The sequence below is a fragment of the Enterobacter sp. MGH85 genome (assembly GCF_001037655.1).
GTDB lineage: Bacteria > Pseudomonadota > Gammaproteobacteria > Enterobacterales > Enterobacteriaceae > Enterobacter > Enterobacter intestinihominis.
On record NZ_KQ089925.1, the window covers coordinates 496290 to 520500 of the forward strand.

At 59.6% G+C, this 24211-nt stretch carries 26 protein-coding genes; 23 read left to right on the forward strand and 3 right to left on the reverse strand.

Going from position 1 to position 24211, the window contains the following annotated elements:
- Positions 1–29 precede the first annotated feature (29 nt).
- The 16 genes from SK51_RS02280 (at position 30) to phnP (ending at position 11856) form a co-directional block, all read left to right on the forward strand.
- On the forward strand, positions 30–365 hold the full coding sequence (locus SK51_RS02280; protein ID WP_022646789.1) for a zinc ribbon domain-containing protein YjdM: 336 nt from the start codon (positions 30–32) through the stop codon (positions 363–365).
- Between the two features lie 80 nt (positions 366–445).
- A complete protein-coding gene (gene yjdN, locus SK51_RS02285; protein ID WP_022646788.1) occupies positions 446–877 on the forward strand; it encodes a VOC family metalloprotein YjdN in 432 nt (143 codons plus the stop codon).
- Positions 878–1050: 173 nt separating this feature from the next.
- Complete coding sequence (gene phnC, locus SK51_RS02290; RefSeq protein ID WP_003860210.1) at positions 1051–1839, forward strand: phosphonate ABC transporter ATP-binding protein; 789 nt, start codon at positions 1051–1053, stop codon at positions 1837–1839.
- A 23-nt stretch (positions 1840–1862) separates the two neighbouring features.
- Positions 1863–2879 (forward strand): phosphonate ABC transporter substrate-binding protein, encoded by a 1017-nt coding sequence (gene phnD, locus SK51_RS02295; protein WP_022646786.1) that lies wholly within the window; start codon positions 1863–1865, stop codon positions 2877–2879.
- A gap of 50 nt (positions 2880–2929) precedes the next feature.
- The gene (gene phnE, locus SK51_RS02300; RefSeq protein ID WP_022646785.1) at positions 2930–3709 is read left to right on the forward strand and encodes a phosphonate ABC transporter, permease protein PhnE; all 780 of its coding nucleotides are present in this window, start codon (positions 2930–2932) and stop codon (positions 3707–3709) included.
- Positions 3710–3729: 20 nt separating this feature from the next.
- Positions 3730–4455 (forward strand): phosphonate metabolism transcriptional regulator PhnF, encoded by a 726-nt coding sequence (gene phnF / locus SK51_RS02305; protein WP_023305279.1) that lies wholly within the window; start codon positions 3730–3732, stop codon positions 4453–4455.
- Entirely contained in the window at positions 4456–4908 is a 453-nt protein-coding gene (gene phnG / locus SK51_RS02310; protein WP_048206578.1) for a phosphonate C-P lyase system protein PhnG, read from the forward strand.
- Positions 4905–5489: a phosphonate C-P lyase system protein PhnH gene (gene phnH / locus SK51_RS02315; protein ID WP_023305278.1), complete on the forward strand. Its 585-nt coding sequence runs from the start codon at positions 4905–4907 to the stop codon at positions 5487–5489. Before phnG ends, phnH begins: the two co-directional genes overlap by 4 nt.
- Entirely contained in the window at positions 5489–6553 is a 1065-nt protein-coding gene (locus tag SK51_RS02320) for a carbon-phosphorus lyase complex subunit (RefSeq protein ID WP_022646782.1), read from the forward strand. The genes phnH and SK51_RS02320 overlap by 1 nt, the downstream gene beginning before the upstream one ends.
- Positions 6546–7391, forward strand: coding sequence for an alpha-D-ribose 1-methylphosphonate 5-phosphate C-P-lyase PhnJ (gene phnJ, locus SK51_RS02325; protein ID WP_023299113.1), 846 nt, complete (start codon positions 6546–6548; stop codon positions 7389–7391). Before SK51_RS02320 ends, phnJ begins: the two co-directional genes overlap by 8 nt.
- Positions 7388–8143, forward strand: a complete 756-nt coding sequence (gene phnK, locus SK51_RS02330) for a phosphonate C-P lyase system protein PhnK (RefSeq protein WP_006177354.1) — start codon at positions 7388–7390, stop codon at positions 8141–8143. The genes phnJ and phnK overlap by 4 nt, the downstream gene beginning before the upstream one ends.
- A 156-nt stretch (positions 8144–8299) precedes the next feature.
- On the forward strand, positions 8300–8980 hold the full coding sequence (gene phnL / locus SK51_RS02335) for a phosphonate C-P lyase system protein PhnL (RefSeq protein WP_022646780.1): 681 nt from the start codon (positions 8300–8302) through the stop codon (positions 8978–8980).
- On the forward strand, positions 8977–10113 hold the full coding sequence (gene phnM / locus SK51_RS02340) for an alpha-D-ribose 1-methylphosphonate 5-triphosphate diphosphatase (protein WP_023305277.1): 1137 nt from the start codon (positions 8977–8979) through the stop codon (positions 10111–10113). Before phnL ends, phnM begins: the two co-directional genes overlap by 4 nt.
- On the forward strand, positions 10110–10661 hold the full coding sequence (gene phnN / locus SK51_RS02345; RefSeq protein ID WP_032670903.1) for a ribose 1,5-bisphosphokinase: 552 nt from the start codon (positions 10110–10112) through the stop codon (positions 10659–10661). The genes phnM and phnN overlap by 4 nt, the downstream gene beginning before the upstream one ends.
- Entirely contained in the window at positions 10654–11088 is a 435-nt protein-coding gene (gene phnO / locus SK51_RS02350) for an aminoalkylphosphonate N-acetyltransferase (protein WP_022646777.1), read from the forward strand. Before phnN ends, phnO begins: the two co-directional genes overlap by 8 nt.
- Positions 11089–11097: 9 nt before the next feature.
- Complete coding sequence (phnP, locus tag SK51_RS02355) at positions 11098–11856, forward strand: phosphonate metabolism protein PhnP (protein WP_023305273.1); 759 nt, start codon at positions 11098–11100, stop codon at positions 11854–11856.
- A gap of 55 nt (positions 11857–11911) precedes the next feature.
- Here phnP and yjdP read toward each other — a convergent pair whose 3' ends face one another.
- Together yjdP and SK51_RS02365 are read right to left on the reverse strand one after the other, a co-directional pair.
- Positions 11912–12235, reverse strand: a complete 324-nt coding sequence (gene yjdP, locus SK51_RS02360) for a DDRRRQL repeat protein YjdP (protein WP_017382647.1) — start codon at positions 12233–12235, stop codon at positions 11912–11914.
- A gap of 69 nt (positions 12236–12304) precedes the next feature.
- The gene (locus SK51_RS02365; RefSeq protein ID WP_023305272.1) at positions 12305–14584 is read right to left on the reverse strand and encodes a hybrid sensor histidine kinase/response regulator; all 2280 of its coding nucleotides are present in this window, start codon (positions 14582–14584) and stop codon (positions 12305–12307) included.
- Positions 14585–14765: 181 nt separating this feature from the next.
- Here SK51_RS02365 and SK51_RS02370 point away from each other — a divergent pair, with 181 nt between their 5' ends.
- From SK51_RS02370 to SK51_RS02395, 6 genes are all read left to right on the forward strand, one after another.
- A complete protein-coding gene (locus tag SK51_RS02370) occupies positions 14766–16280 on the forward strand; it encodes a sugar ABC transporter ATP-binding protein (RefSeq protein WP_023299107.1) in 1515 nt (504 codons plus the stop codon).
- Positions 16281–16282: 2 nt separating this feature from the next.
- Positions 16283–17278, forward strand: a complete 996-nt coding sequence (locus tag SK51_RS02375) for an ABC transporter permease subunit (protein ID WP_003860239.1) — start codon at positions 16283–16285, stop codon at positions 17276–17278.
- Between the two features lie 28 nt (positions 17279–17306).
- Entirely contained in the window at positions 17307–18248 is a 942-nt protein-coding gene (locus SK51_RS02380) for an ABC transporter substrate-binding protein (RefSeq protein WP_003860240.1), read from the forward strand.
- A gap of 108 nt (positions 18249–18356) precedes the next feature.
- Complete coding sequence (locus tag SK51_RS02385; protein ID WP_023299106.1) at positions 18357–19043, forward strand: D-lyxose/D-mannose isomerase; 687 nt, start codon at positions 18357–18359, stop codon at positions 19041–19043.
- A gap of 10 nt (positions 19044–19053) precedes the next feature.
- A complete protein-coding gene (locus tag SK51_RS02390) occupies positions 19054–19914 on the forward strand; it encodes a ketose 1,6-bisphosphate aldolase (RefSeq protein WP_022646771.1) in 861 nt (286 codons plus the stop codon).
- On the forward strand, positions 19914–20933 hold the full coding sequence (locus SK51_RS02395; protein WP_022646770.1) for a carbohydrate kinase family protein: 1020 nt from the start codon (positions 19914–19916) through the stop codon (positions 20931–20933). The genes SK51_RS02390 and SK51_RS02395 overlap by 1 nt, the downstream gene beginning before the upstream one ends.
- Here the strand turns inward: SK51_RS02395 and SK51_RS02400 are convergent.
- Positions 20915–21646 (reverse strand): response regulator, encoded by a 732-nt coding sequence (locus SK51_RS02400; RefSeq protein WP_023305271.1) that lies wholly within the window; start codon positions 21644–21646, stop codon positions 20915–20917. The two genes, SK51_RS02395 and SK51_RS02400, sit on opposite strands and share 19 nt — an antisense overlap.
- A 256-nt stretch (positions 21647–21902) precedes the next feature.
- Here SK51_RS02400 and fdhF point away from each other — a divergent pair, with 256 nt between their 5' ends.
- The gene (gene fdhF / locus SK51_RS02410) at positions 21903–24050 is read left to right on the forward strand and encodes a formate dehydrogenase subunit alpha (RefSeq protein WP_080346806.1); all 2148 of its coding nucleotides are present in this window, start codon (positions 21903–21905) and stop codon (positions 24048–24050) included.
- Positions 24051–24211: the final 161 nt, after the last annotated feature.

The following is a 24211-nucleotide window of genomic DNA, read 5'->3' on the forward strand; positions in this document are numbered from 1 at the left end:
AGCGTGTTAACACTTTTGAGGATACCAACATGCAACTTCCACACTGCCCGAAATGCAATTCTGAATACACCTATGAAGACAATGGCATGTTCGTTTGCCCGGAATGCGCCCATGAATGGAACGATGCGGAGCCTGCGCAGGACAGCGATACGCTGATTGTGAAAGACGCGAACGGCAACCTGCTGTCAGACGGCGACAGCGTTACCGTTGTGAAAGATCTGAAGGTAAAAGGCAGTTCTTCCATGCTGAAGATTGGTACCAAAGTGAAAAACATCCGTCTTGTTGAAGGCGATCATAATATCGATTGCAAAATTGACGGCTTCGGTCCGATGAAACTGAAATCTGAGTTCGTGAAAAAGAACTGATTGACCCGCCCGGTGACGCTTCGCTTACCGGGCGTTCGGGAACTACACTTAACGGGCTTTTCTTACGTGAGGTAAAGATTATGCCGTTAAGTCCCTACATCTCTTTCGCCGGCAACTGTGCGGAGGCCACCGCCTTCTATCAGCAGGCCGTCGGCGCAGAACTCCTCTACAAAATCACCTTCGGCGAAATGCCTAAAGACGAAAACAGCGAAGAAGGCTGTCCGTCCGGCATGAACTTCCCGGATACCGCCATCGCCCACTCTAACGTCCGCATCGCGGGCAGCGACATTATGATGAGCGACGGGATACCGCCTGGCAGCAGCGCGCAATACGCGGGTTTCACACTGGTGCTCGACACCCAGGATGTGTCGGAAGGCAAGCGCTGGTTCGACAACCTCGCCGATGGCGGCAATATTGAAATGGCCTGGCAGGAGACCTTCTGGGCGCACGGATTCGGCACTGTGACCGACAAATACGGCGTGCCGTGGATGATTAACGTCGTTAAATCGTAGGCTGGATAAGCGCAGCGCATCCGGCAACAGCGTCCGGTGGCGCTGCGCTGGCCGGGCCTACGGTGATTGTCATCAAATCCCCCTCAACTCTTCAAACTCCCGCAACCAACACTTAACCTGAATGTCATATTGATACGCCAGCATGAGGCCACATTTATCGTGAGGCCCAGCACATGCAAACTGTCATTCGCGTCGAGAAACTGAGCAAAACCTTCCATCACAACAAGGCGCTGCATGCCGTTGATCTGACCGTCCAGCAGGGCGAAATGGTGGCGCTGCTGGGGCCATCCGGTTCAGGAAAATCCACCCTTCTTCGTCACTTAAGCGGCCTCATTACCTGTGACAAAACGCCGGAAAGCCGCGTCGAGCTGCTGGGTAACACCGTGCAACATGCGGGGCGTCTGGCGAGCGATATTCGCAAAAGCCGCGCGCAGACGGGCTATATCTTTCAGCAGTTCAACCTTGTGAACCGCCTGACGGTGCTCGAGAACGTGCTGATTGGCGCGCTCGGCAGCACCCCGTTCTGGCGCACCTGCCTGCGCTGGTTCTCCCCTTCCCAGAAACAAGAAGCCTTACAGGCGCTGACCCGCGTCGGCATGGCGCATTTTGCCCACCAGCGCGTCTCAACGCTCTCCGGCGGACAGCAGCAGCGCGTCGCCATCGCCCGCGCCCTGATGCAGAAAGCCAAAATCATTCTGGCCGATGAGCCTATCGCCTCGCTGGATCCGGAATCGGCCCGCATCGTGATGGAAACCCTGCGCGACATCAACCAGAACGACGGCATCACCGTGGTGGTGACGCTGCATCAGGTGGATTACGCCCTGCGCTACTGCGAGCGCATCGTCGCCCTGCGTCAGGGCCACGTGTTCTTCGATGGCGCCAGCCATCAGTTTGATAACGAACGTTTTGATCATCTCTACCGCAGCGTAAACCGCGTCGAAGAACGCGCGCAGGCTGCTTAACGCCCCGATAACGAGGAATGGAAATGAACTACAAAGCCGTTGCCGCGCTGGCCTTCACCAGCATGTTCAGCATCAGCACCCTGTTAAGCCCGGCCTGGGCAGAGGAACAGGAAAAAGCGTTGAACTTTGGCATCATTTCAACGGAATCACAGCAAAACCTGAAGCCGCAGTGGGAACCGTTCCTGAAAGATATGGAAACCAAACTGGGGATCAAAGTGAACGCCTTCTTCGCCCCGGACTACGCGGGCATTATCCAGGGAATGCGCTTCAACAAAGTCGACATCGCGTGGTACGGCAACCTCTCTGCCATGGAAGCGGTAGATCGCGCCAACGGCCAGGTCTTTGCCCAGACCGTTGCAGCAGACGGCTCCCCGGGCTACTGGAGCGTGCTGATCGTTAACAAAGACAGCCCGATCAACAACCTCAACGATATGCTCGCCAAACGCAAAGAGCTGACCTTTGGTAACGGCGACCCGAATTCTACGTCCGGCTTCCTCGTCCCGGGTTACTACGTCTTCGCGAAAAACAACATCTCCGCCAGCGACTTCAAGCGCACGGTCAACGCCAGCCACGAAACCAACGCCCTGGCCGTAGCGAACAAGCAGGTAGACGTTGCCACCAACAACACTGAAAACCTCGACAAGCTGAAGACCTCCGCGCCGGACAAGCTGAAAGCGCTGAAGGTGATCTGGAAATCGCCATTGATCCCGGGCGACCCGATTGTGTGGCGTAAAAACCTCTCCGAAAGCACCAAAGACAAGGTCTACGACTTCTTTATGAACTACGGCAAAACGCCGGAAGAGAAAGCGGTGCTGGCGCACCTGGGCTGGGCACCGTTCCGCGCGTCCAGCGATTTGCAGCTGGTGCCGATTCGCCAGCTGGCGCTGTTTAAACAGATGCAGGGCGTGAAGGACAACAAAGGTCTGAAGGAAGAAGAGAAAACCAGCAAAGTGTCGGAAATTCAGGCGCAGCTGGACGATCTCGACCGCCTGACCGCCGCGCTCGGGGCGATGACCAGCGTGAATAAAGCGGTGCAGTAACTCAAGTCCCCTCTCCCACAGGGAGAGGGAGAACAGATTAAGGAGCCAACATGCAAACCATCACCCTCCCGCCGCCAAAGCGCAGCTGGTTCTCGCTCATAAGCTGGGCCGTTCTGCTGGCGGTGCTCGTTATCTCCTGGAAGGGCGCGGAGATGGATCCGCTGCTGCTCTTCAGGGACTCGGGCAACATGGCGACCTTCGCCGCCGACTTCTTCCCACCTGACTTCAGCCAGTGGCAGGACTACCTCAGTGAAATGGCCACCACCCTGCAAATCGCCGTCTGGGGCACCGCCCTCGCCGTGATCCTCTCCATTCCGTTTGGCCTGATGAGCGCCGAAAACATCGTGCCGTGGTGGATCTACCAGCCGATGCGTCGCCTGATGGACGCCTGTCGCGCCATCAACGAAATGGTCTTTGCGATGCTGTTCGTGGTCGCCGTCGGCCTGGGTCCGTTCGCTGGCGTGATGGCGCTGTTCATCCACACCACCGGCGTACTCTCCAAGCTGCTCTCCGAAGCGGTTGAAGCCATCGAGCCCGGCCCGGTGGAAGGCATCCGCGCAACCGGCGCGAACAAAATCGAAGAGATCCTCTACGGCGTCCTGCCGCAGGTCATGCCGCTGCTCATCTCCTATTCGCTATACCGCTTCGAGTCCAACGTTCGCTCCGCCACCGTGGTCGGCATGGTGGGCGCAGGCGGTATTGGCGTCACCCTGTGGGAAGCGATTCGCGGTTTCCAGTTCCAGCAAACCTGCGCATTGATGGTGCTTATCATCGTCACCGTCAGCCTGCTGGATTTCCTCTCTCAACGCTTGCGTAAGCACTTCATCTGAGAAGCGAGGCTTTGATTGGTATGCACTTATCCAGACATCCGACCAGTTACCCTACCCGCTGGCAAGAGATTGCGGCAAAGCTCGAAGTGGAGCTGCGCACGCACTATCGGTGCGGCGACTACCTGCCTGCCGAGCAGCAGCTTGCCGACCGCTACGAAGTGAATCGCCACACCCTGCGTCGCGCCATCGATCAGCTGGTGGAACGCGGCTGGGTCCAGCGTCGTCAGGGCGTCGGCGTGCTGGTGCTGATGCGTCCGTTTGACTACCCGCTCAATGCTCAGGCGCGTTTTAGCCAGAACCTGCTCGATCAGGGCAGCCACCCCACCAGCGAAAAGCTGCTGTCTGTCCTGCGCCCGGCCTCCCGCCACGTAGCGGACGCGCTGGGGATTCAGGAGGGCGACAACGTCGTTCACCTGCGCACGTTGCGCCGGGTGAACGGCGTGGCGGTCTGTCAGATCGACCACTACTTCGCGGACCTCTCCCTCTGGCCCGTGCTGCAACATTTCGCCAGCGGTTCCCTGCATGATTTTCTTCAGGAGGCGACGGGTATCGCGCTCAAACGCACCCAGACGCGCATCAGCGCCCGCCGCGCGCAGTCTAAAGAGAGCAAGGTGCTGGAGATCCCCAACATGGCCCCGCTGCTCTGCGTGCGCACCCTCAACCACCGTGACGGCGACGTCAACGCAACGGAATACTCCGTCAGCCTGACCCGCGCCGACATGATTGAATTTACCATGGAGCACTGAATGCACTTCGACACCTCCACTCGTCAGCGCTGGATGCGCGTGCTGGCCCACAGCCAGCCTGCTGCGCTGGCTGCCCGCATGAACGCGCTCGGCCTGACGCCGGACTACGACACGATCCGCGCGCCGGAGATCGGCCTGGTGCAGATCCAGGCACGCATGGGCGGCACCGGCGAGCGCTTCTTCGCCGGCGATGCCACCCTCACCCGCGCGGTGATCCGCCTGAGCAGCGGCACGCTGGGCTACGGCTACGTACTTGGACGCGACAAAACGCACGCCGAGCGCTGCGCGGTTATCGACGCGCTTTTACAGGAACAGCCGCATTTTCAGACCTTAATGGAAACCTTTATTGCCCCGCTGGAAGCTGACCGCGCCGCACGCCTTGCCGCGCGTCAGGCCGAAGTGAATACCAGCCGGGTCGACTTCTTTACGCTCGTTCGCGGAGACAACGCATGACGCTTCAACCTGCCTTTACCCTGGCCGTCCAGGATGCCCAACAGAGTTTCCGTCGCCTGCTGAAAGCCATGAGCGAGCCCGGCGTGATCGTCTCGCTGCACCAGCTTTCGCAGGGCTGGCTGCCGTTGAATCTCGCCTCTACCAGCGTGCTGCTGACGCTGGCGGACAACGACACGCCGGTATGGCTGTCAGGGGCATTGCTGAACGATATCGCCAGCCAGAACCTGCGCTTTCATACCAACGCGCCGCTGGTCGAGCAGCCCCAGCAGGCGGTCTTCGCCGTGGCAGACGAGCAAATCAGCCACGAGCAGCTTAACGCCCTGAGCGAAGGCAGCGCCGTCGCACCGGAAACTAGCGCCACGCTGATCCTGCAAGTCTCCAGCCTGAGCGGTGGTCGCATGCTTCGCCTGACGGGTGCAGGCATCGCCGACGAGCGGATGGTCGCCCCCCAGCTGCCGGAGTGCATCATCCATGAGCTGACCGAGCGTCCGCATCCGTTCCCGCTCGGCATTGACCTGCTCCTGACCTGCGGCGAGCGCCTGCTGGCGATCCCGCGAACTACCCACGTGGAGGTGTGCTGATGTACGTTGCCGTCAAAGGGGGCGAGAAGGCGATCGCCGCCGCCCATGCCTTGCAGGCGCACAGACGCCGGGGGGATGACGCTCTTCCCGAGCTGAGCGTCGCCCAGATTGAACAGCAGTTAAACCTGGCCGTCGACCGCGTGATGACCGAAGGCGGCATCGCGGACCGTGAGCTGGCGGCACTGGCGCTGAAACAGGCCAGCGGCGATAACGTGGAAGCCATCTTCCTGCTGCGCGCTTACCGCACAACGCTTGCGAAGCTGGCGGTGAGCGAGCCGGTAAATACGGCGGAAATGCGTTTAGAGCGCCGTATTTCTGCGGTGTATAAAGATATTCCTGGCGGCCAGCTGCTTGGCCCCACCTACGACTACACCCATCGTCTGATGGACTTCGCTCTGCTGGCAAACGGTGAAACACCGCAGCTCAGCGCCTCTGATGCTGAACAAGACGCCTCCCCGCACGTCTTTAGCCTGCTGGCAAACCAGGGGCTGGCGAAGGCGGAAGAAGACACCGGCAGCACGCCGGATGACATCACCCGCACGCCGCCGGTCTATCCCTGTTCGCGCTCGTCCCGTCTGCAACAGCTGATGCGCGGCGACGAAGGCTATCTGCTGGCGCTGGCCTACTCCACGCAGCGCGGCTACGGGCGCAACCACCCGTTCGCGGCAGAGATCCGCAGCGGCTATCTCGATGTCGAAATTGTGCCAGAAGAGCTGGGGTTTGCGGTGAACATCGGCGAACTGCTGATGACCGAGTGCGAAATGGTCAACGGTTTTGTCGCGCCAGAGAATGAAGATCCACACTTTACCCGCGGCTACGGGCTGGTGTATGGCCTGAGCGAGCGCAAGGCGATGGCGATGGCGCTGGTTGACCGTGCGCTCCAGGCGCCGGACTACGGCGAGCATATTGCAGGCCCGGCACAGGACGAAGAGTTCGTGCTGGCCCACGCGGATAACGTTGAGGCCGCGGGCTTTGTCTCGCACCTCAAGCTGCCGCACTACGTCGATTTCCAGGCCGAACTGGAACTGCTGAAACGCCTGCAACGGGAGCGCGCCAATGGCTAACTTAAGCGGCTACAACTTTGCCTATCTGGACGAGCAAACTAAACGCATGATCCGCCGCGCCATCCTTAAGGCTGTGGCGATCCCCGGCTACCAGGTGCCGTTCGGCGGCCGCGAAATGCCGATGCCCTACGGCTGGGGCACCGGCGGTATTCAAATCACCGCCAGCGTGATTGGCGAAGCGGACGTGCTGAAGGTCATCGACCAGGGGGCAGACGACACCACCAACGCCGTGTCGATCCGCAACTTCTTCAGGCGCGTAACGGGCGTCAACACCACTGAAAAAACCGAAGACGCGACGCTGATCCAGACCCGTCACCGCATCCCGGAAACCCCGCTGACGGAAGATCAGATTTTGATTTTCCAGGTGCCGATCCCGGAGCCGCTGCGCTTTATCGAGCCGCGGGAAACCGAAACCCGCACCATGCACGCCCTGGAAGAGTACGGGATCATGCAGGTCAAACTGTATGAGGACATCGCCCGCTTCGGCCATATCGCCACCACCTACGCCTACCCGGTGAAGGTGAACGGCCGCTACGTGATGGACCCGTCGCCGATCCCGAAATTCGATAACCCGAAGATGGACATGATGCCCGCCCTGCAACTTTTTGGTGCCGGACGTGAAAAACGCATCTACGCCGTACCGCCGTTTACCCGCGTAGAGAGCCTGGATTTCGACGATCACCCGTTTACGGTGCAGGAGTGGGACGAGCCGTGCGCCATCTGCGGATCCAAACACAGCTATCTGGATGAAGTGGTGCTGGACGACACGGGCAAACGGATGTTTGTCTGCTCCGACACCGATTACTGCCGCCAACAGAGCGAGGCGAACAGCCAATGAAACCGCTGCTTTCGGTTAACAACCTGACTCACCTTTATGCGCCGGGCAAAGGCTTTAGCGACGTGTCGTTTGAGCTGTGGCCGGGCGAAGTGCTGGGCATTGTCGGCGAGTCCGGCTCCGGTAAAACCACCCTGCTGAAGTCCATCTCCGCGCGCCTGACGCCGCAGAATGGCGACATTTTGTATGAGGGCGCATCGCTGTACGGCATGAGCGAAGCCGAGCGCCGCCGCCTGCTGCGCACCGAGTGGGGCGTGGTGCATCAGCACCCGATGGACGGCCTGCGCCGTCAGGTGTCAGCGGGGGGCAACATCGGTGAACGGCTGATGGCCACCGGCGCACGCCACTACGGCAATATCCGCGCCACGGCGCAGCACTGGCTGGAGGAAGTTGAAATCCCCGCCTCGCGCATCGACGACCTGCCGACCACCTTCTCCGGCGGCATGCAGCAACGTTTACAGATTGCCCGCAATCTCGTCACCCATCCGAAGCTGGTGTTTATGGACGAACCGACCGGCGGGCTGGACGTATCCGTGCAGGCGCGCCTGCTCGACCTGCTGCGCGGCCTGGTGGTGGAGCTGAACCTGGCGGTGGTGATTGTCACCCATGATTTAGGCGTCGCGCGCCTGCTGGCGGACCGTCTTCTGGTGATGAAGCAGGGTCAGGTGGTGGAAAGTGGGTTAACCGACCGGGTGCTCGACGATCCCCATCATCCGTACACCCAGCTGCTGGTGTCGTCCGTATTGCAGAACTGAGGGCGCTGTTGCCGGGTGGCGCTGCGCTTACCCGGCCTACGAACAGCGCACCTGTAGGCCGGGTAAGGCGAAGCCACCACCCGGCAAAACGAACACCGCACCCGTAGGCCGGGTAAGGCGAAGCCGCCACCCGGCAAAACGAATCGCGAGGCAAAAATGATCCACGTTGAAAATGTCAGTAAAACCTTTGTGCTCCACCAGCAAAACGGTGTCCGCCTGCCGGTACTGCAAAATGCCTCATTAGAGGTCAGCAACGGCGAATGCGTGGTGCTGCATGGCCATTCCGGCAGCGGAAAATCCACCCTGCTGCGCTCCCTGTATGCCAACTACCTGCCGGACGAAGGCCATATTCATATCCGCCATAACAATGAATGGGTCGATCTGGTCCAGGCTCCCGCGCGCAAGGTGCTGGAAGTACGCCGCTCGACGATCGGCTGGGTCAGCCAGTTCCTGCGGGTGATCCCGCGGATCTCTGCCCTGGACGTGGTCATGCAGCCCCTGCTGGATCTCGGCGTGCCGCGCGAAACCTGCGCCGCTAAAGCCGCCAGCCTGCTGACGCGTCTCAACGTACCGGAGCGTCTGTGGCACCTCGCCCCGTCGACCTTTTCCGGCGGCGAACAGCAGCGCGTGAACATCGCCCGCGGCTTTATCGTCGATTACCCGATTTTACTCCTGGATGAACCCACCGCCTCGCTCGACAGTAAGAACAGCGCAGCGGTGATGGAACTGATCGAACAGGCCAAAGCGCGCGGCGCGGCGATCGTCGGGATCTTCCACGACGACGCCGTACGCCATCGCGTGGCGGACAGACTGCACCCGATGGGGACAAACGTATGATTATCAATAACGTCAGGCTGGTGCTGGAAAATGAGGTCGTGAACGGCTCGGTTGAGGTCCGGGACGGTGTCATCCGCGCCTTTGCTGAAACCCGGAGCCGCTCACCGGACGCGATGGACGGCGAAGGCGGCTGGCTGCTACCGGGGCTGATTGAGCTGCATACCGATAATCTCGATAAATTCTTCACGCCCCGCCCGAAGGTCGACTGGCCCGCGCATTCAGCGATGAGCAGCCACGACGCGCTGATGGTCGCCAGCGGCATCACCACCGTGCTGGACGCGGTGGCGATCGGCGACGTGCGCGACGGCGGCGATCGGCTGGAGAACCTGGAGAAGATGATCAACGCCGTGGAGGAGACGCAAAAGCGCGGCCTCAACCGCGCCGAGCACCGCCTGCACCTGCGCTGCGAGCTGCCGCACCACACCACCCTGCCGCTGTTTGAGAAGCTGGTGGGCCGCGAGCCGGTCTCGCTGGTTTCCCTGATGGATCACTCGCCGGGGCAGCGCCAGTTCGCCAACATTGAAAAGTATCGCGAATACTATCAGGGCAAATACGCGCTCAACGACGCGGAGATGGCGCGCTACGAAGAAGAGCAGCTCCAGCTTGCGGCCCAGTGGTCGCAGCCGAATCGCCTCTCCATTGCCGCTATGTGCCGGGACCGTAATATTGCCCTGGCCAGCCATGATGATGCCACGCACGACCATGTTCGCGAATCCCACCAGCTTGGGAGCGTGATCGCCGAATTTCCCACCACGTTCGAGGCGGCAGAGGCATCGCGTAAGCATGGCATGAACGTGCTAATGGGTGCGCCGAACATCGTGCGCGGCGGATCACACTCCGGCAACGTGGCGGCAAGCAAGCTCGCCTCCCTCGGCCTGCTGGATATCCTCTCATCTGACTATTACCCCGCCAGCCTGCTGGACGCGGCCTTCCGCGTCGCGGACGACGAAGGCAATAGCTTCACGCTGCCGCAGGCGATTCGCCTGGTGACGAAAAACCCGGCCACCGCGCTCAATCTTCACGATCGCGGGGAAATCGCCGAGGGGAAACGGGCCGATCTGGTGCTGGCGCACCGTAAGGGCGAGCACATTCATATCGACCACGTCTGGCGTCAGGGAAAAAGGGTGTTCTGATGGGAAGACTCATCTGGTTAATGGGCCCGTCCGGCTCCGGGAAGGACAGCCTGCTGTCGGCGTTACGGCAGCGGGAACACTCACAGCTGCTGGTGGCGCACCGCTATATCACGCGCGATGCCAACGCCGGAAGCGAAAACCATATCGCCCTGAGCGAGCAGGAGTTTTTTACCCGCGCCGGACAAAACTTGCTGGCGCTAAGCTGGCATGCCAACGGTTACTACTATGGCGTCGGCATTGAGATCGACCTCTGGCTGCACGCGGGGTTCGACGTGCTGGTTAACGGCTCACGGGCGCATCTCCCGCAGGCTCACGCCCGGTACGAAGCGGCGCTGCTCCCGGTCTGTTTGCAGGTTTCCCCGGAGGTTCTGCGTAGCCGGCTGCAAAAGCGGGGGCGCGAAAACGCGCGCGAGATCGACCAGCGGCTGGAACGTGCGGCGCGCTACACCCCGTCGGGTTGCCATCTCCTCAATAACGACGGAAGTTTGCTACAGTCAGTCGAGACCTTTCTATCGCTTATTCGCCAGAAGGAGAAACAGCATGCCTGACTGCCAGCTTCGCCCCGCCACCGCCGACGATGCGCCGATCGTTTACGCTCTGATCTGCGAACTTAAGCAGGCCGAGTTCGATCATCAGGCGTTTCACGCCGGGTATCTGGCCAACTTGCAGGATCACAATATGCGCTACCAGCTGGCCGAGCTGGACGGGAAGATCATCGGGATGATCGGCCTGCACATGCAGTTTCACCTGCACCACGCCCGCTGGATCGGCGAGATCCAGGAGCTGGTGGTGATGCCGCAGGCGCGCGGATTGAAAGTGGGTAGCCAGTTGCTGGCCTGGGCAGAGGAGATCGCACGCCAGGCAGGCGCCGAGCTGACCGAGCTTTCCACCAGCGTGAAGCGCGTGGACGCGCACCGTTTTTATGTTCGTGAAGGGTATACGCAAAGCCATTTCCGCTTCACCAAACCGCTGTAGAGGTGCGTTATGAGTCTGACGATCACGCTAACAGGAACGGGAGGGGCGCAGCTGGTGCCGGTGTTTGGCTGCGACTGCGCGGCGTGCCGACGGGCGCGTTTACAGGAAAATTATCGCCGTCGCCCCTGCAGCGCGGCGGTGAAATTCAACGATGCGGTCACCTTGCTGGACGCGGGTATTCCACACCTGATGGACGACTGGCCCGCAGGGAGTTTCAGGCAGTTTTTGCTTACCCATTATCATATGGATCACGTTCAGGGGCTGTTTCCTCTGCGCTGGGGCGTGGGGGCGACCATTCCGGTTTACGGTCCGCCGGACGACGCAGGCTGTGACGACCTGTTCAAACATCCGGGCCTTCTGGATTTCAGCCACACGGTGGAGCCGTTTGTGACGTTTGAACTTCAGGGCTTGCGGGTCACGCCGCTGCCGCTCAACCATTCAAAACTCACATTTGGCTATCTGCTGGAGTCCGCCCACAGTCGCGTGGCGTGGCTTTCTGATACCGCCGGGCTACCGGATAAAACGGTGACATTTCTGCTAAATAATCAGCCGCAGGCGATGATTATTGACTGTAGCCATGAACCGCGCCAGGAGACGCCGCGCAACCACTGTGATTTGAATACGGTGATTGCGCTGAACGAGGTGATTGGCTGTCCGCAGGTGATCCTGACGCATATCAGCCATCAGTTTGACGTCTGGATGATGGATAACCCGCTGCCGTCCGGCATTGAAGCGGGGTATGACGGGATGGTGCTGGTGCTGGATTAGGTTTTGCCGGGTGGCGGCTGCGCCTTACCCGGCCTACGCGTTGCGATACCGGGGTTTACCACCGATCGTAATCATCCTCTAACCGGCGCTCATCCTCCTCTAACCGACGCCGGTCGTCATCCAGCTGCCGCTGACGCTCGTCTAAGCGCTGGCGTCGGTCTTCTAACTGCCGGCGACGATCGTCGTACTGGCGGCTGTCGGTTTGACGGCTGCGATCGTAACGATCGTCGTCATCGTCATTACGGCTGCTGCCGGGGTTATAGGCGTCGTTGATCGCCTGCTGAATATTGCCAATAGCATCATCAATCACATCGGCATGCGCCAGTTGGCTGGTTAAAGTCAGCAGACCCAATAACAGAGCGGTAGAGTAACGTTTCATAAGGCCAGACTCGCAGGTGAACTGGCCTTAAAGTAATGACTGGCTGTTAGCGGGAGTAGCGGAGGAATCTCAAATTACCATCACCTTGCGCAGCGCCTGCGCCAGCTGTGCGCGGGTGAACGGTTTTCGCAGTAACGGAACGTCCGGCAGCTGCGGGTTATGCGCCGGGCGCAAATCCTGCCCGCTGATCAGCAGAACCGGCAACTGCGGATAGTGGCTGCGTACATGGCCGATCACCTCCGCACCGCTCAGGCCGCCCGGCAACATCAGGTCGCTGATAAACATACCGATATCCGGTGATGCGTCCAGCATGTTCAACGCCTGCTCGCCGTTTTCGGCTTCAAGTGTCAGGTAGCCAAGCTGGTGCAGTTGCTCGCACAGGGTCTGCCGCACGCCTGCCTCATCTTCCAGGACCAGCACAAGCAGCTCACTTTCTGCCGGGGCCGTGGTCGCCAGCACGACATCATCGGAGAACGCGGGCAGCGTCGAGCGCGGCAGTTGGAGCCGCACGGTGGTTCCCTGCCCCGGCGCGCTTTCGATCTCAACGCGACCACCCGACTGGCGCACAAAGCCGTACACCATCGACAGCCCTAACCCGCTGCCGCTGCCGGTCTGTTTGGTGGTGAAGAACGGTTCAAAGACCTGCGATTTCACCTCCTGCGACATCCCGCAGCCGTGGTCAATCACCTCCAGCGCGACCATATCCTGCCTGCGCCCGTCGCTGCGGGTCACACGCTGGTTCCAGGTGCGAATTTTAATCACACCGTTTTGCCCCTCCATTGCATCACGGGCGTTCATCACCAGGTTGATAATGGCGTTTTCCAGCTGGCTGACGTCAATCCATGCGGGCCACGCCGGGGTTTGCGCTTCAATATCCAGCGTCAGCGTGGCGGGAAGCGAGTGCCGCATCAGCTCGCTCAGGTTCTCCAGCAGCGGCTTCATCTCTACCGCATGGGGATGCAGGGATTGCTTGCGCGAGAAGGCCAGCAGACGCTGGGTGAGCATGGCCCCGCGTTCCGCGGCTTTAAGCGCACGGATGATGCGCGGCGCGTCCGGTGATGCCGAATCGGTCAGCTCCAGACTGCCGATAATCACCGCCAGCAGGTTATTAAAATCATGCGCCAGGCCACCCGTCAGTTGCCCGACCGCCTTCATTTTCTGGCTGTGCAGCAGCGCCTCCTCCAGCCCCTGACGTTCGATGCGGTCAACCTCCATCTGTGAGGTCTTCTCCTTCAGCAGCCGCGTGGTGTGCTCCAGCGAAGCGGTATTGCGGGCGAAAACGTTAAACGCGCGCGCCAGTTCCCCCAGCTCATCACGCCGCTGTAGAGCGGGCACCGACACATCCTGCTCCCCATGAGCGAGACGCGACATCGCCCTTGAGATAGCCGTCAGGTTGGAGCCCAGATTGCGGTAAATATACCAGCAGGCACAGCCGGTGATGATCAGCGCCAGCACCGCGAAGATGCTGATAAACACGCTGATGGATTGCAGCTCGTGATGGCTCTGGGCCGTGCGAAGCCGGGAAGCCTGCGCCACCTGTTCAACGTACTGATTAATGTCGCTGTTTAATATCGCCACCAGCGCCTTGATGTGGAACATGTACCAGCTGATGGACAGATCGCTCTCCTCCAGCTGCGTCGACAGTGGTGCGAGCTTGCGCAGCTCATCATTAAAATCCGGGAGCACCAGGTTGGCCACCGGTTGCAGGGCGCTCGCGGATAACCCCGCGGTTACTGCATCCAGCTGCTGCACCGTGGCGCGCGGTGAAGGGGTATCAATGGCGGCAACGATCAGCCTGTCCATCTCTGCAAGCTGTCGGGCGTCTGGCACATTGCTCGCGTAACGGCGGTTGATATCCTGCAAATGACGCAGGTAGCTTTGGCTTTGATAGAGCGAGCTGAGCAGCGCGTTACGCTCCAGATGCCGCTTTTGCCCGCGCTCCAGCATTCCCGTCACGCTCTGCTGTAATTCATTACTCCTGCGAATAATTCGCGCCACCAGCGCCGGCTCCTGCTGCGCCAGCGGCGCATCGGCAAGTTGATCCAGCGAGTGGCGCAGCGCCATCTGCGTCTGTTTCAGCCGCTCGGCTTCGCCTTTGTACTCCAGCGCACCGACCACCTGCGACAGCCGCACCGCCGCCGTTGCCACATTTGCGGTATCACGGGCGAGGTTCATGCTGCCGGTCATGTCATCCAGCGTTTGCTGTTGGACCTGCTCCTGGATCTGGCTGGCGTGACGAAAGCCGAGCACCGCCACACCGCTCACCATCAGCGTGACGGCGACCACCAGCAGATTAAAAATCAGCAGGCGTCCGCGGGCGCTGGTGAAGAACGGGGGGCGTGAAGACATGGGTTTGGGCTCCTCTGCGGATTGGTGCCCTCACCCTGGCCCTCTCCCACAGGGAGAGGGAAAAGGAAAATGTGATGGCGATTAGCTATTCATAACTATGACAAATATGAACAGCTTCTGACATTTTGCATTTACGCGCCTGTGATGAAGTGCAGATATCGACATTCACAGGAGATCCGCCATGAGCAGAACCCCGGTTTTAGAGATGCGCCACATTGCCAAAACCTTTGGCAATTTCCACGCGCTCAAGGGCGTGGATTTGACGGTTTTCCCCGGTGAGATCCACGCGCTGATGGGGGAAAACGGCGCCGGAAAAAGCACGCTGATGAAGATCCTCGCAGGTGCCTATACCGCCAGCAGCGGCGACATCCTCATCGACGGTAAGCCGTTTCATATCAAAGGGCCGAAGGATGCGCTGGCCGCAGGCATTACCCTGATTTATCAGGAGATGCAGCTTGCTCCTAACCTGACCGTGGCGGAAAACATTTTTCTCGGCAGCGAGCTGTCGCGCGGCGGGCTGGTCCAGCGCAAAGAGATGGCTGCCCAGGCGCAGGCGGTCATTGACCGCCTCGGTGCGCAGTTCAGCGCCACCGACCTGGTCATGAAGCTGACGATCGCCGAGCAGCAGCAGGTGGAGATCGCCCGCGCCCTGCACCGCAACAGCCGCATTCTGGTGATGGACGAACCTACCGCCGCCCTCTCCTCGCGCGAAACCCACCGTCTGTTCGAACTGATTTTGCGCCTGCGCGATGAAGGCATGGCGATTATTTACATCAGCCACCGGATGGCGGAAGTGTATGAACTCTCTGACCGCGTCAGCGTGCTACGCGACGGGCAATACGTCGGCAGCCTGACGCGCGACAGGCTCAACGCCTCCGAGCTGGTGCGCATGATGGTGGGCCGTCCGCTCAGCGATCTGTTTAACAAAGAGCGCGATATTCCCCTCGGCAGCCCGCGTCTTAACGTCCACCACCTCACCGACGGCAAAAAAGTACAGCCGTGCAGTTTGCAGGTGCGCTCCGGTGAAATCGTCGGGCTGGCAGGGCTGGTCGGGGCCGGGCGTTCCGAGCTGGCGCAGCTGATCTTCGGCGTGCGCAAAGCCACCGGCGGCATGATTGAGGTGGACGGCGAACCGGTGGTGATCCACTCCCCGCGCGCGGCCATTGAGAACGGCATCGGTTTTCTTACCGAGAACCGCAAGGAGCAAGGTCTGTTTCTGGAGCTGGCGGCGCAGGAGAACATCACCATGGCGACGCTGGAGCGCGACGCCACCTTCGGCTGGCTGAACCGCAAAAAAGCGCAGTCGATTTCCGACGACGCCATCGCCCTGCTTAATATCCGCGTGCCCCATTCACAGGTGCGCGCGGGCGGGCTCTCCGGCGGCAACCAGCAAAAACTGCTGATCTCCCGCTGGGTGGCGATAGGCCCGCGCATTCTGATTCTGGACGAACCCACGCGCGGCGTGGACGTCGGCGCAAAAAGCGAGATCTACCGCATCATGAACCAGATGGCGCGCAAAGGCGTTGCGATTCTGATGATCTCCAGCGAGCTGCCGGAAGTAGTAGGGATGAGCGACCGGGTGTACGTGATGCGGGAAGGCAGCATTGCGGGTGAACTGCACGGGCGCGACATCTCTCAGGAAAACATCATGACGCTGGCAACCGGCGTAAACGACACACATCATCAGGCGGTGTAATTATGACAACTCCAACCCATCCGCAGCAGGTGGCGAAATCCGCCTCCGCCAAAAAAATGCTGATGAGCGATCTGATGCAAACGATCGGCATTTTGCCGATTTTAATCCTGATTGTGGCGGTATTTGGCTTTATCGCCCCGAACTTTTTCACCGAGAGTAATCTGCTCAACATTACCCGGCAGGCGTCGATCAACATTGTGCTGGCGGCCGGGATGACCTTCATCATCCTGACCGGCGGGATTGACCTCTCCGTGGGCTCGATTCTGGGCACCACGGCAGTGGCGGCGATGGTAGTGTCGCTTATCCCTGAATTTGCGATGCTCTCCATTCCGGCGGCGCTGATGCTCGGTATGGTGCTGGGGCTGTTCAACGGTGCGCTGGTGGCCTTCGCCGGACTTCCGCCGTTTATCGTTACGCTCGGCACCTATACGGCGCTGCGCGGCGCGGCCTATCTGCTGGCGGACGGCACGACGGTTATTAACTCCAACATTAACTTCGAGTGGATCGGCAATAACTACCTCGGCCCGATTCCGTGGCTGGTGGTGATCGCCCTGGCGGTGATTGTGGTGTGCTGGTTCATCCTGCGCCGCACCACCCTCGGTGTTCACATCTATGCGGTCGGCGGCAATATGCAGGCGGCACGCTTAACCGGCATTAAGGTCTGGCTGGTGCTGCTGTTTGTCTACGGCATGAGTGGCCTGCTCTCGGGCTTAGGCGGCGTGATGAGCGCTTCACGTCTCTACAGCGCCAACGGCAACCTCGGTACGGGGTACGAGCTGGATGCGATTGCGGCGGTGATCCTCGGCGGCACCAGCTTCGTCGGCGGGATCGGCACGATCACCGGCACCCTGGTGGGCGCGCTGATCATCGCCACCCTCAACAACGGCATGACGCTGATGGGCGTCTCCTATTTCTGGCAGCTGGTGATCAAAGGGGCGGTGATCATCATAGCGGTGCTGATCGACAAATACCGTACCCGACACCATCAAAGTGCATAACAACAATACCCTACGTGAGGAATACAGCATGAGATTGAAGCCCTTAGTGACCGCGCTCTGTGCTGGCGCGCTGCTGGCCGCAACCCCGTTTGCGCAGGCAAAAGATCTGAAATCCATCGGCGTGACGGTGGGTGACCTGGCTAACCCGTTCTTCGTGCAGATCACCAAAGGTGCCGAGCTGGAAGCGCGCAAGCTGGCGGGGGACAACGTCAAGGTGACGCTGGTCTCCAGCGGGTACGATCTGGGCCAGCAGGTGTCGCAGATCGATAACTTCATTGCGGCGAAAGTAGACATGATCATCCTCAATGCCGCGGATTCCAAAGGGATCGGCCCCGCGGTAAAACGCGCTAAAGAGGCGGGGATCGTGGTCGTGGCGGTGGACGTGGCGGCGGAAGGGGCCGATGCGACCATCACCTCCGATAACACTCAGGCGGGGGAAATGGCCTGTAAGTACATTACCGACCGCCTGAAAGGTAAAGGCAACGTGGTGATCATCAACGGACCGCCGGTTTCTGCGGTACAAAACCGCGTGGAGGGCTGCCAGACCGAGTTCAGGCGCCACCCGGATATCAAAGTGCTCTCGGATAATCAGAACGCCAAAGGCAGCCGCGAAGGCGGGCTGGAGGTCATGACCTCCCTGCTGGCGGCCAATCCGAAGATCGACGGCGTATTCGCGATTAACGATCCGACCGCGATCGGCGCCGATCTGGCGGCTAAACAGGCTCAACGCAACGAATTCTTTATCGTTGGCGTGGATGGCAGCCCGGACGGTGAAGAAGCCCTGAAGCGCGAAAACTCGCTGTTTGTTGCTACCCCGGCGCAGGATCCGCAGGTGATGGCGGCGAAGGCGGTGGAGATCGGCTATGACATTCTTCAGGGCAAACCTGCGCCGAAAGAGCCTGTGCTGATCCCGGTGACGATGATCGATAAAAAGAACGTCGGCACGTATAAGGGGTGGACGGTTAAGTAAGCCCCTCACCCCCGGCCCTCTCCCCAAAGGAGAGAGGGTGTTCAAGTTCCCTCTCCCCTTTGGGGAGAGGGTTAGGGTAAGGGGGCGGCAAAAACTCAAGGAGTCCCCATGAAACGCTCCGACATAAATGAAATCCTCGGCCACACGCGGCAGTTCTTCTCCATGCACGGCGTGCATCTCCCGCCGTTTGCCAGCTTTCCGCCGACAAAATGGCAGCAGCTTGACCAGGCAGCATGGCAGGAGGTGTTCGACCTCAGGCTCGGCTGGGACGTGACGGCGTTCGGCGGCAACAGCTTTGCCACCCAGGGCCTGACGCTTTTCACCCTGCGCAACGGCTCCCCCAACGGCGTGCCCTATGAAAAGTGCTATGCCGAAAAAATCATGCATGTCCGCGACGGCCAGGTGACGCCGATGCATTTTCACTGGCGCAAGCGGGAGGACATTATTAACCGCGGCGGCGGGAATCTGATTATTGAGTTATGGAATGCGGGCGCGCATGAAGAGACCGAAAACACCGACGTGACCGTAACGATAGACGGCTGTCGGCAGACGCACGCGCCCGGCAGCCAGCTGCGCCTCACGCCTGGGGAGAGCATCTGCCTGACGCCCGGCCTGTACCACAGTTTCTGGGGTGAACGCGGCTTTGGTGACGTGCTGGTGGGCGAAGTGTCGTCGGTCAATGACGATGAACACGACAACCACTTTTTACAGCCCATTGACCGCTACAACACCATTGAAGAAGACGAACCGGCGGTGCTGGTGCTGTGCAACGAGTACACCCTCTTTCGGATATAAGGAGTGAATGATGCCATTGATTTCTCTTGCCGACGGTCTGGCCCACGCCAGGGAACACCGCTACGCCCTGGGCGCGTTCAACGTGCTCGACTCCCATTTCCTGCGCGCGCTGTTTGCCGCCGCGAAGCAGGAACGCTCGCCGTTTATCATCAACATCGCCGAAGTGCATTTTAAGTACGTGTCTCTGGAGTCGCTGGTGGAAGCGGTGAAATTCGAAGCTGCCCGCCACGATATTCCCGTGGTGCTTAACCTCGACCACGGACTGCATTTTGAGGCGGTGGTGCGCGCCCTGCGTTTAGGGTTCAGCTCGGTGATGTTCGACGGCTCCACGCTGAGCTATGAGGAAAATATCCGCCAGACCCGGGAAGTGGTGAAGATGTGCCACGCGGTGGGCGTCTCGGTAGAGGCGGAGCTGGGCGCGGTAGGCGGGGATGAAGGTGGCGCGCTGTACGGTCATGCGGATGAAGCCTTCTTTACCGACCCGCAGCTGGCGCGCGAATTTGTTGATTCAACCGGCATCGATGCGCTGGCGGTTGCCATTGGCAACGCGCACGGCAAATACAAGGGCGAGCCGAAGCTTGATTTTCCGCGTCTGGACGCCATTCGCCAGCAGACGGGCCTGCCGCTGGTTTTACACGGTGGCTCTGGCATAAGCGACACTGATTTCCGCCGCGCCATTGAACTCGGTATTCATAAAATCAATTTCTATACCGGCATGTCGCAGGCAGCACTTGCCGCCGTTGAGCAACGCATGGCGAACCGACAATCGCTTTACGATGAGTTTGCCGAGCTGCTGCTGGGCATTGAAGAGGCCATTACCGATACGGTTGCGGAACAGATGCGCATCTTCGGCAGTGCGGGGCAGGCCTAATGGAACGCAAAGGGATCGTCGCCGCAGGCAATATGCTGGTGGATCACGTCCACCAGATCGTACAGTGGCCGGAGCGCGGCTGGCTGGCAGAAATCACCCACAGCGAACGCTCAACCGGCGGTGCGCCGCTCAACGTTCTGCTGACGCTGGCAAAAATGCACGTCGGCCTGCCGTTACAGGCGGTGGGGCTGATTGGGGAAGACAGCGACGGAGACTATATTCTGGCGATGCTCGACCAGTATCACGTCAATCGCCAGCGCGTGCAGCGCACGACGTTCTCCCCAACGTCGATGTCGCAGGTGATGACCGACCCCAGCGGACAGCGCACCTTTTTCCACTCGCCGGGCGCCAACCGCCTGCTGGATCTTCCCGCCTTCGATCGTTTAGACGGATCGCTGAAGATCTTCCATCTCGGCTATCTGCTGCTGCTCGACAGCCTGGATATGCCGGACGAGGAATTTGGCACCCGCAGCGCGCGGTTACTGGCACAGATGCACGATCAGGGGTATGAAACCTCGCTCGATCTGGTGTCCCGCAAGGGCGACCCGCGCTATCAGCCGCTGGTGCTCCCTGCCCTGCGCCATCTTGATTATCTGGTGATTAACGAGCTGGAAGCCGGTGAGTTTAGCGGGCTTGAGATCCGCGACAGCCATGATGCGCTGAACATGGCCCATATCGCCGACGCTGCCGCACAGCTGCTGGCGGCAGGCGTGCGGCAGCGGGTGGTGATCCACTGTCCGGAAGGGGCATGGGGTGAATCGCCGGGTGAAAAAGGGCAATGGGTTCCGTCGTGGAAGCTGACGCAGGACGAGATTATCGGCAGCGTCGGCGCGGGCGACGCGTTTTGCGCGGGCTTTTTATACGGCTGCCATGAATCCCTGCCGCTGACGGAGAGTATTTATCTGGCGCACGCCTGCGCGCGGGCCAGCCTGCTGGCGGCTAATGCAATTGACGGCGCGAAAACGCTGGCCGAGCTTCAGACGTTTATTCAGGAGAACGGTCAGGCGGCTTTCTCATGATGGGAAACGTCCGTGGCAAAAACATAGCCCAGACCGCGAATGGTTTTGATCAGCAGAGGCTGGTGCGGATTAACCTCAATTTTTCGCCGCAACCGCATGATCAACACGTCGATAGTGCGGTCAAAGACCTCGGCGCTTTCGCTGTGGGTCAGCTCCAGCAGTTGTTCACGGCTCAGTACCCGGCGGGCGTTTTGCGTTAATGCCAGCAGCAGGCCGTATTCACCCTGGGTTAACGGTACGGTATTACGCTGCGGATCGCTCAGCTCGCAGCGGGTGGTGTCCAGCCTCCAGCCGTTAAAAGCAATACCCTCAACGCGCGGCGCGGCAGGCTCCGCGGCCAGCGCGCCGGTACGACGCAGCACCGCCTTAACGCGGGCGACCACCACGCGCGGATTGAACGGTTTTCCGATGTAATCATCAGCGCCCATTTCCAGCCCAACGACCACATCTGATTCACTTCCCAGCCCCGTCAGCATCACCACCGGTAGCGACGGTCGCCGCTTTTGCATCTGCAGCAAAACCTGTAATCCGTTGATATCCGGCAGCATCATGTCCAGCAGAACCAGCGCAATGCCGGAGTCCTGCTGGACACGGTTCACCGCTTCCTGACCGGTGTGACACGTCAGCACGGTAAAGACGTGCTCGCTGAGCACATCCTGTAGCAGTTCGCAGACTGCGACATCATCATCAACCACCAGAATCGCCGGTTTCATCGCATGCTTCCGTCAGGGAATTATGTTAAGTCTGAACCATTCTGCCGCCGGCTCCAGCCGAATTGTTTTTTACGTGACGGAAATTCAATCCATGTCACATCCCCTGCCCTTTCGACACGTCAATTTTGACGATTGGCTGTTTTTCGTCAGGGTTTTGCCCCGCAAAGGGTCGTAAAGTCAGGAAATACCCATAGTAAAAACATGGCATAGAAGCTGCATATTGGGCAGGTAAGAACTGTTTAACTGGAGCAAAGTGATGAAAAAAGTCGTCACGGTTTGCCCTTATTGTGCCTCAGGTTGCAAAATCCACCTGGTGGTCGATAACGGCAAAATCGTCCGGGCGGAAGCGGCGCAGGGTAAAACCAATCAGGGCACGCTGTGCCTGAAAGGGTACTACGGCTGGGATTTTATTAACGATACCCAAATCCTCACCCCGCGCCTGAAAACCCCTATGATCCGCCGCGAGCGCGGCGGCAAGCTGGAAGCCATCTCCTGGAATGAAGCGCTGGATTATGTTGCCACGCGCCTTAGCGCCATCAAGGCCAAGTATGGCCCGGATGCGATTCAGACCACCGGCTCCTCACGCGGAACCGGGAATGAAACCAACTATGTGATGCAAAAATTCGCGCGCGCCGTTATTGGTACCAATAACGTCGACTGCTGCGCTCGCGTCTGACACGGCCCATCGGTTGCAGGTCTGCACCAGTCGGTCGGTAACGGCGCAATGAGTAATGCCATCAATGAGATAGATAACACCGATCTGGTGTTCATCTTCGGCTATAACCCGGCGGATTCTCACCCTATCGTCGCGAATCACGTGATTCGCGCCAAACAGAACGGGGCGAAAATCATCGTCTGCGATCCGCGCAAAATTGAAACCGCGCGCATTGCCGATATGCACATCGCACTGAAAAACGGCTCGAACATCGCGCTGTTAAATGCAATGGGGCACGTCATTATTGAGGAGAACCTCTACGACCAGGCGTTTGTCGCGAGCCGTACGGAAGGGTTTGAAGAGTATCGCAAGATTGTCGAAGGCTATACGCCGGAGTCCGTAGAGGCGATAACCGGCGTCAGCGCACAGGAGATCCGCCAGGCGGCGCGGATGTACGCCGGAGCGAAAACCGCCGCCATTCTGTGGGGTATGGGCGTGACCCAGTTCTACCAGGGCGTGGAAACCGTGCGCTCGCTCACCAGCCTCGCCATGTTGACCGGCAATCTGGGTAAAGCGCATGTGGGCGTGAACCCGGTACGTGGTCAGAATAACGTGCAGGGCGCGTGCGACATGGGCGCGCTGCCGGACACCTATCCGGGCTACCAGTACGTCAAATTCCCGGAAAATCGCGAGAAATTCGCGAAGGCCTGGGGCGTGGAGAGCCTGCCTGAGCACACGGGGTATCGCATCAGCGAGCTGCCGCACCGCGCGGCGCACGGTGAAGTGCGTGCGGCCTACATCATGGGTGAAGATCCGCTCCAGACCGACGCCGAGTTGTCTGCGGTGCGTAAAGGGTTTGAGGATCTGGAGCTGGTGATTGTTCAGGATATCTTTATGACCAAAACCGCGGCGGCGGCGGATGTGATTTTACCGTCGACCTCCTGGGGAGAGCATGAAGGTGTCTATACGGCGGCAGACCGCGGCTTCCAGCGCTTCTTCAAGGCTGTCGAGCCGAAGTGGGATCTGAAAACGGACTGGCAGATCATCAGCGAAATCGCCACCCGCATGGGCTACCCCATGCACTACAACAACACCCAGGAGATCTGGGACGAGTTGCGGCATCTGTGCCCGGACTTTTATGGGGCAACCTATGAAAAAATGGGTGAGCTAGGCTACATCCAGTGGCCGTGCCGGGATGAGTCAGAGGCGGATCAGGGAACGTCGTACCTCTTTAAAGAAAAATTCGACACCCCGAACGGGCTGGCGCAATTCTTCACCTGCGACTGGGTCGCGCCGATCGATAAACTCACCGACGAGTATCCGATGGTGCTCTCCACCGTGCGTGAAGTGGGCCATTACTCCTGCCGTTCCATGACCGGCAACTGCGCCGCGCTGGCGGCGCTGGCGGATGAACCGGGCTACGCGCAGATCAACACCGCCGATGCCGAACGGCTCGGTATTGAAGATGAAGCGCTGGTGTGGGTGAACTCGCGTAAAGGCCGCATCATTACCCGCGCGCAGGTCAGCGACCGTCCGAACAAAGGCGCGGTCTATATGACCTACCAGTGGTGGATTGGCGCCTGTAACGAGCTGGTGACGGAGAACTTAAGCCCGATAACCAAAACGCCGGAGTATAAATACTGCGCCGTAAACGTGGAGCCCATAGCGGATCAGCGCGCAGCGGAACAGTACGTGATCGACGAATATAACAAGCTGAAAGCCCGCCTGCGTGAAAGCGCAATGGGATGAAGCTGTTAATTAATCGCTGACTAAATGGGGTGAGATATTCACCCCATTATTATTTCTGGCATCGCTATTAATAATATCAATATATTTCTCTGAAGACGTCTCGCAGAAAAATGTAATTTGCGCGAAATTTAATTACATCTTTGCATTTTAATTCAGAGGGA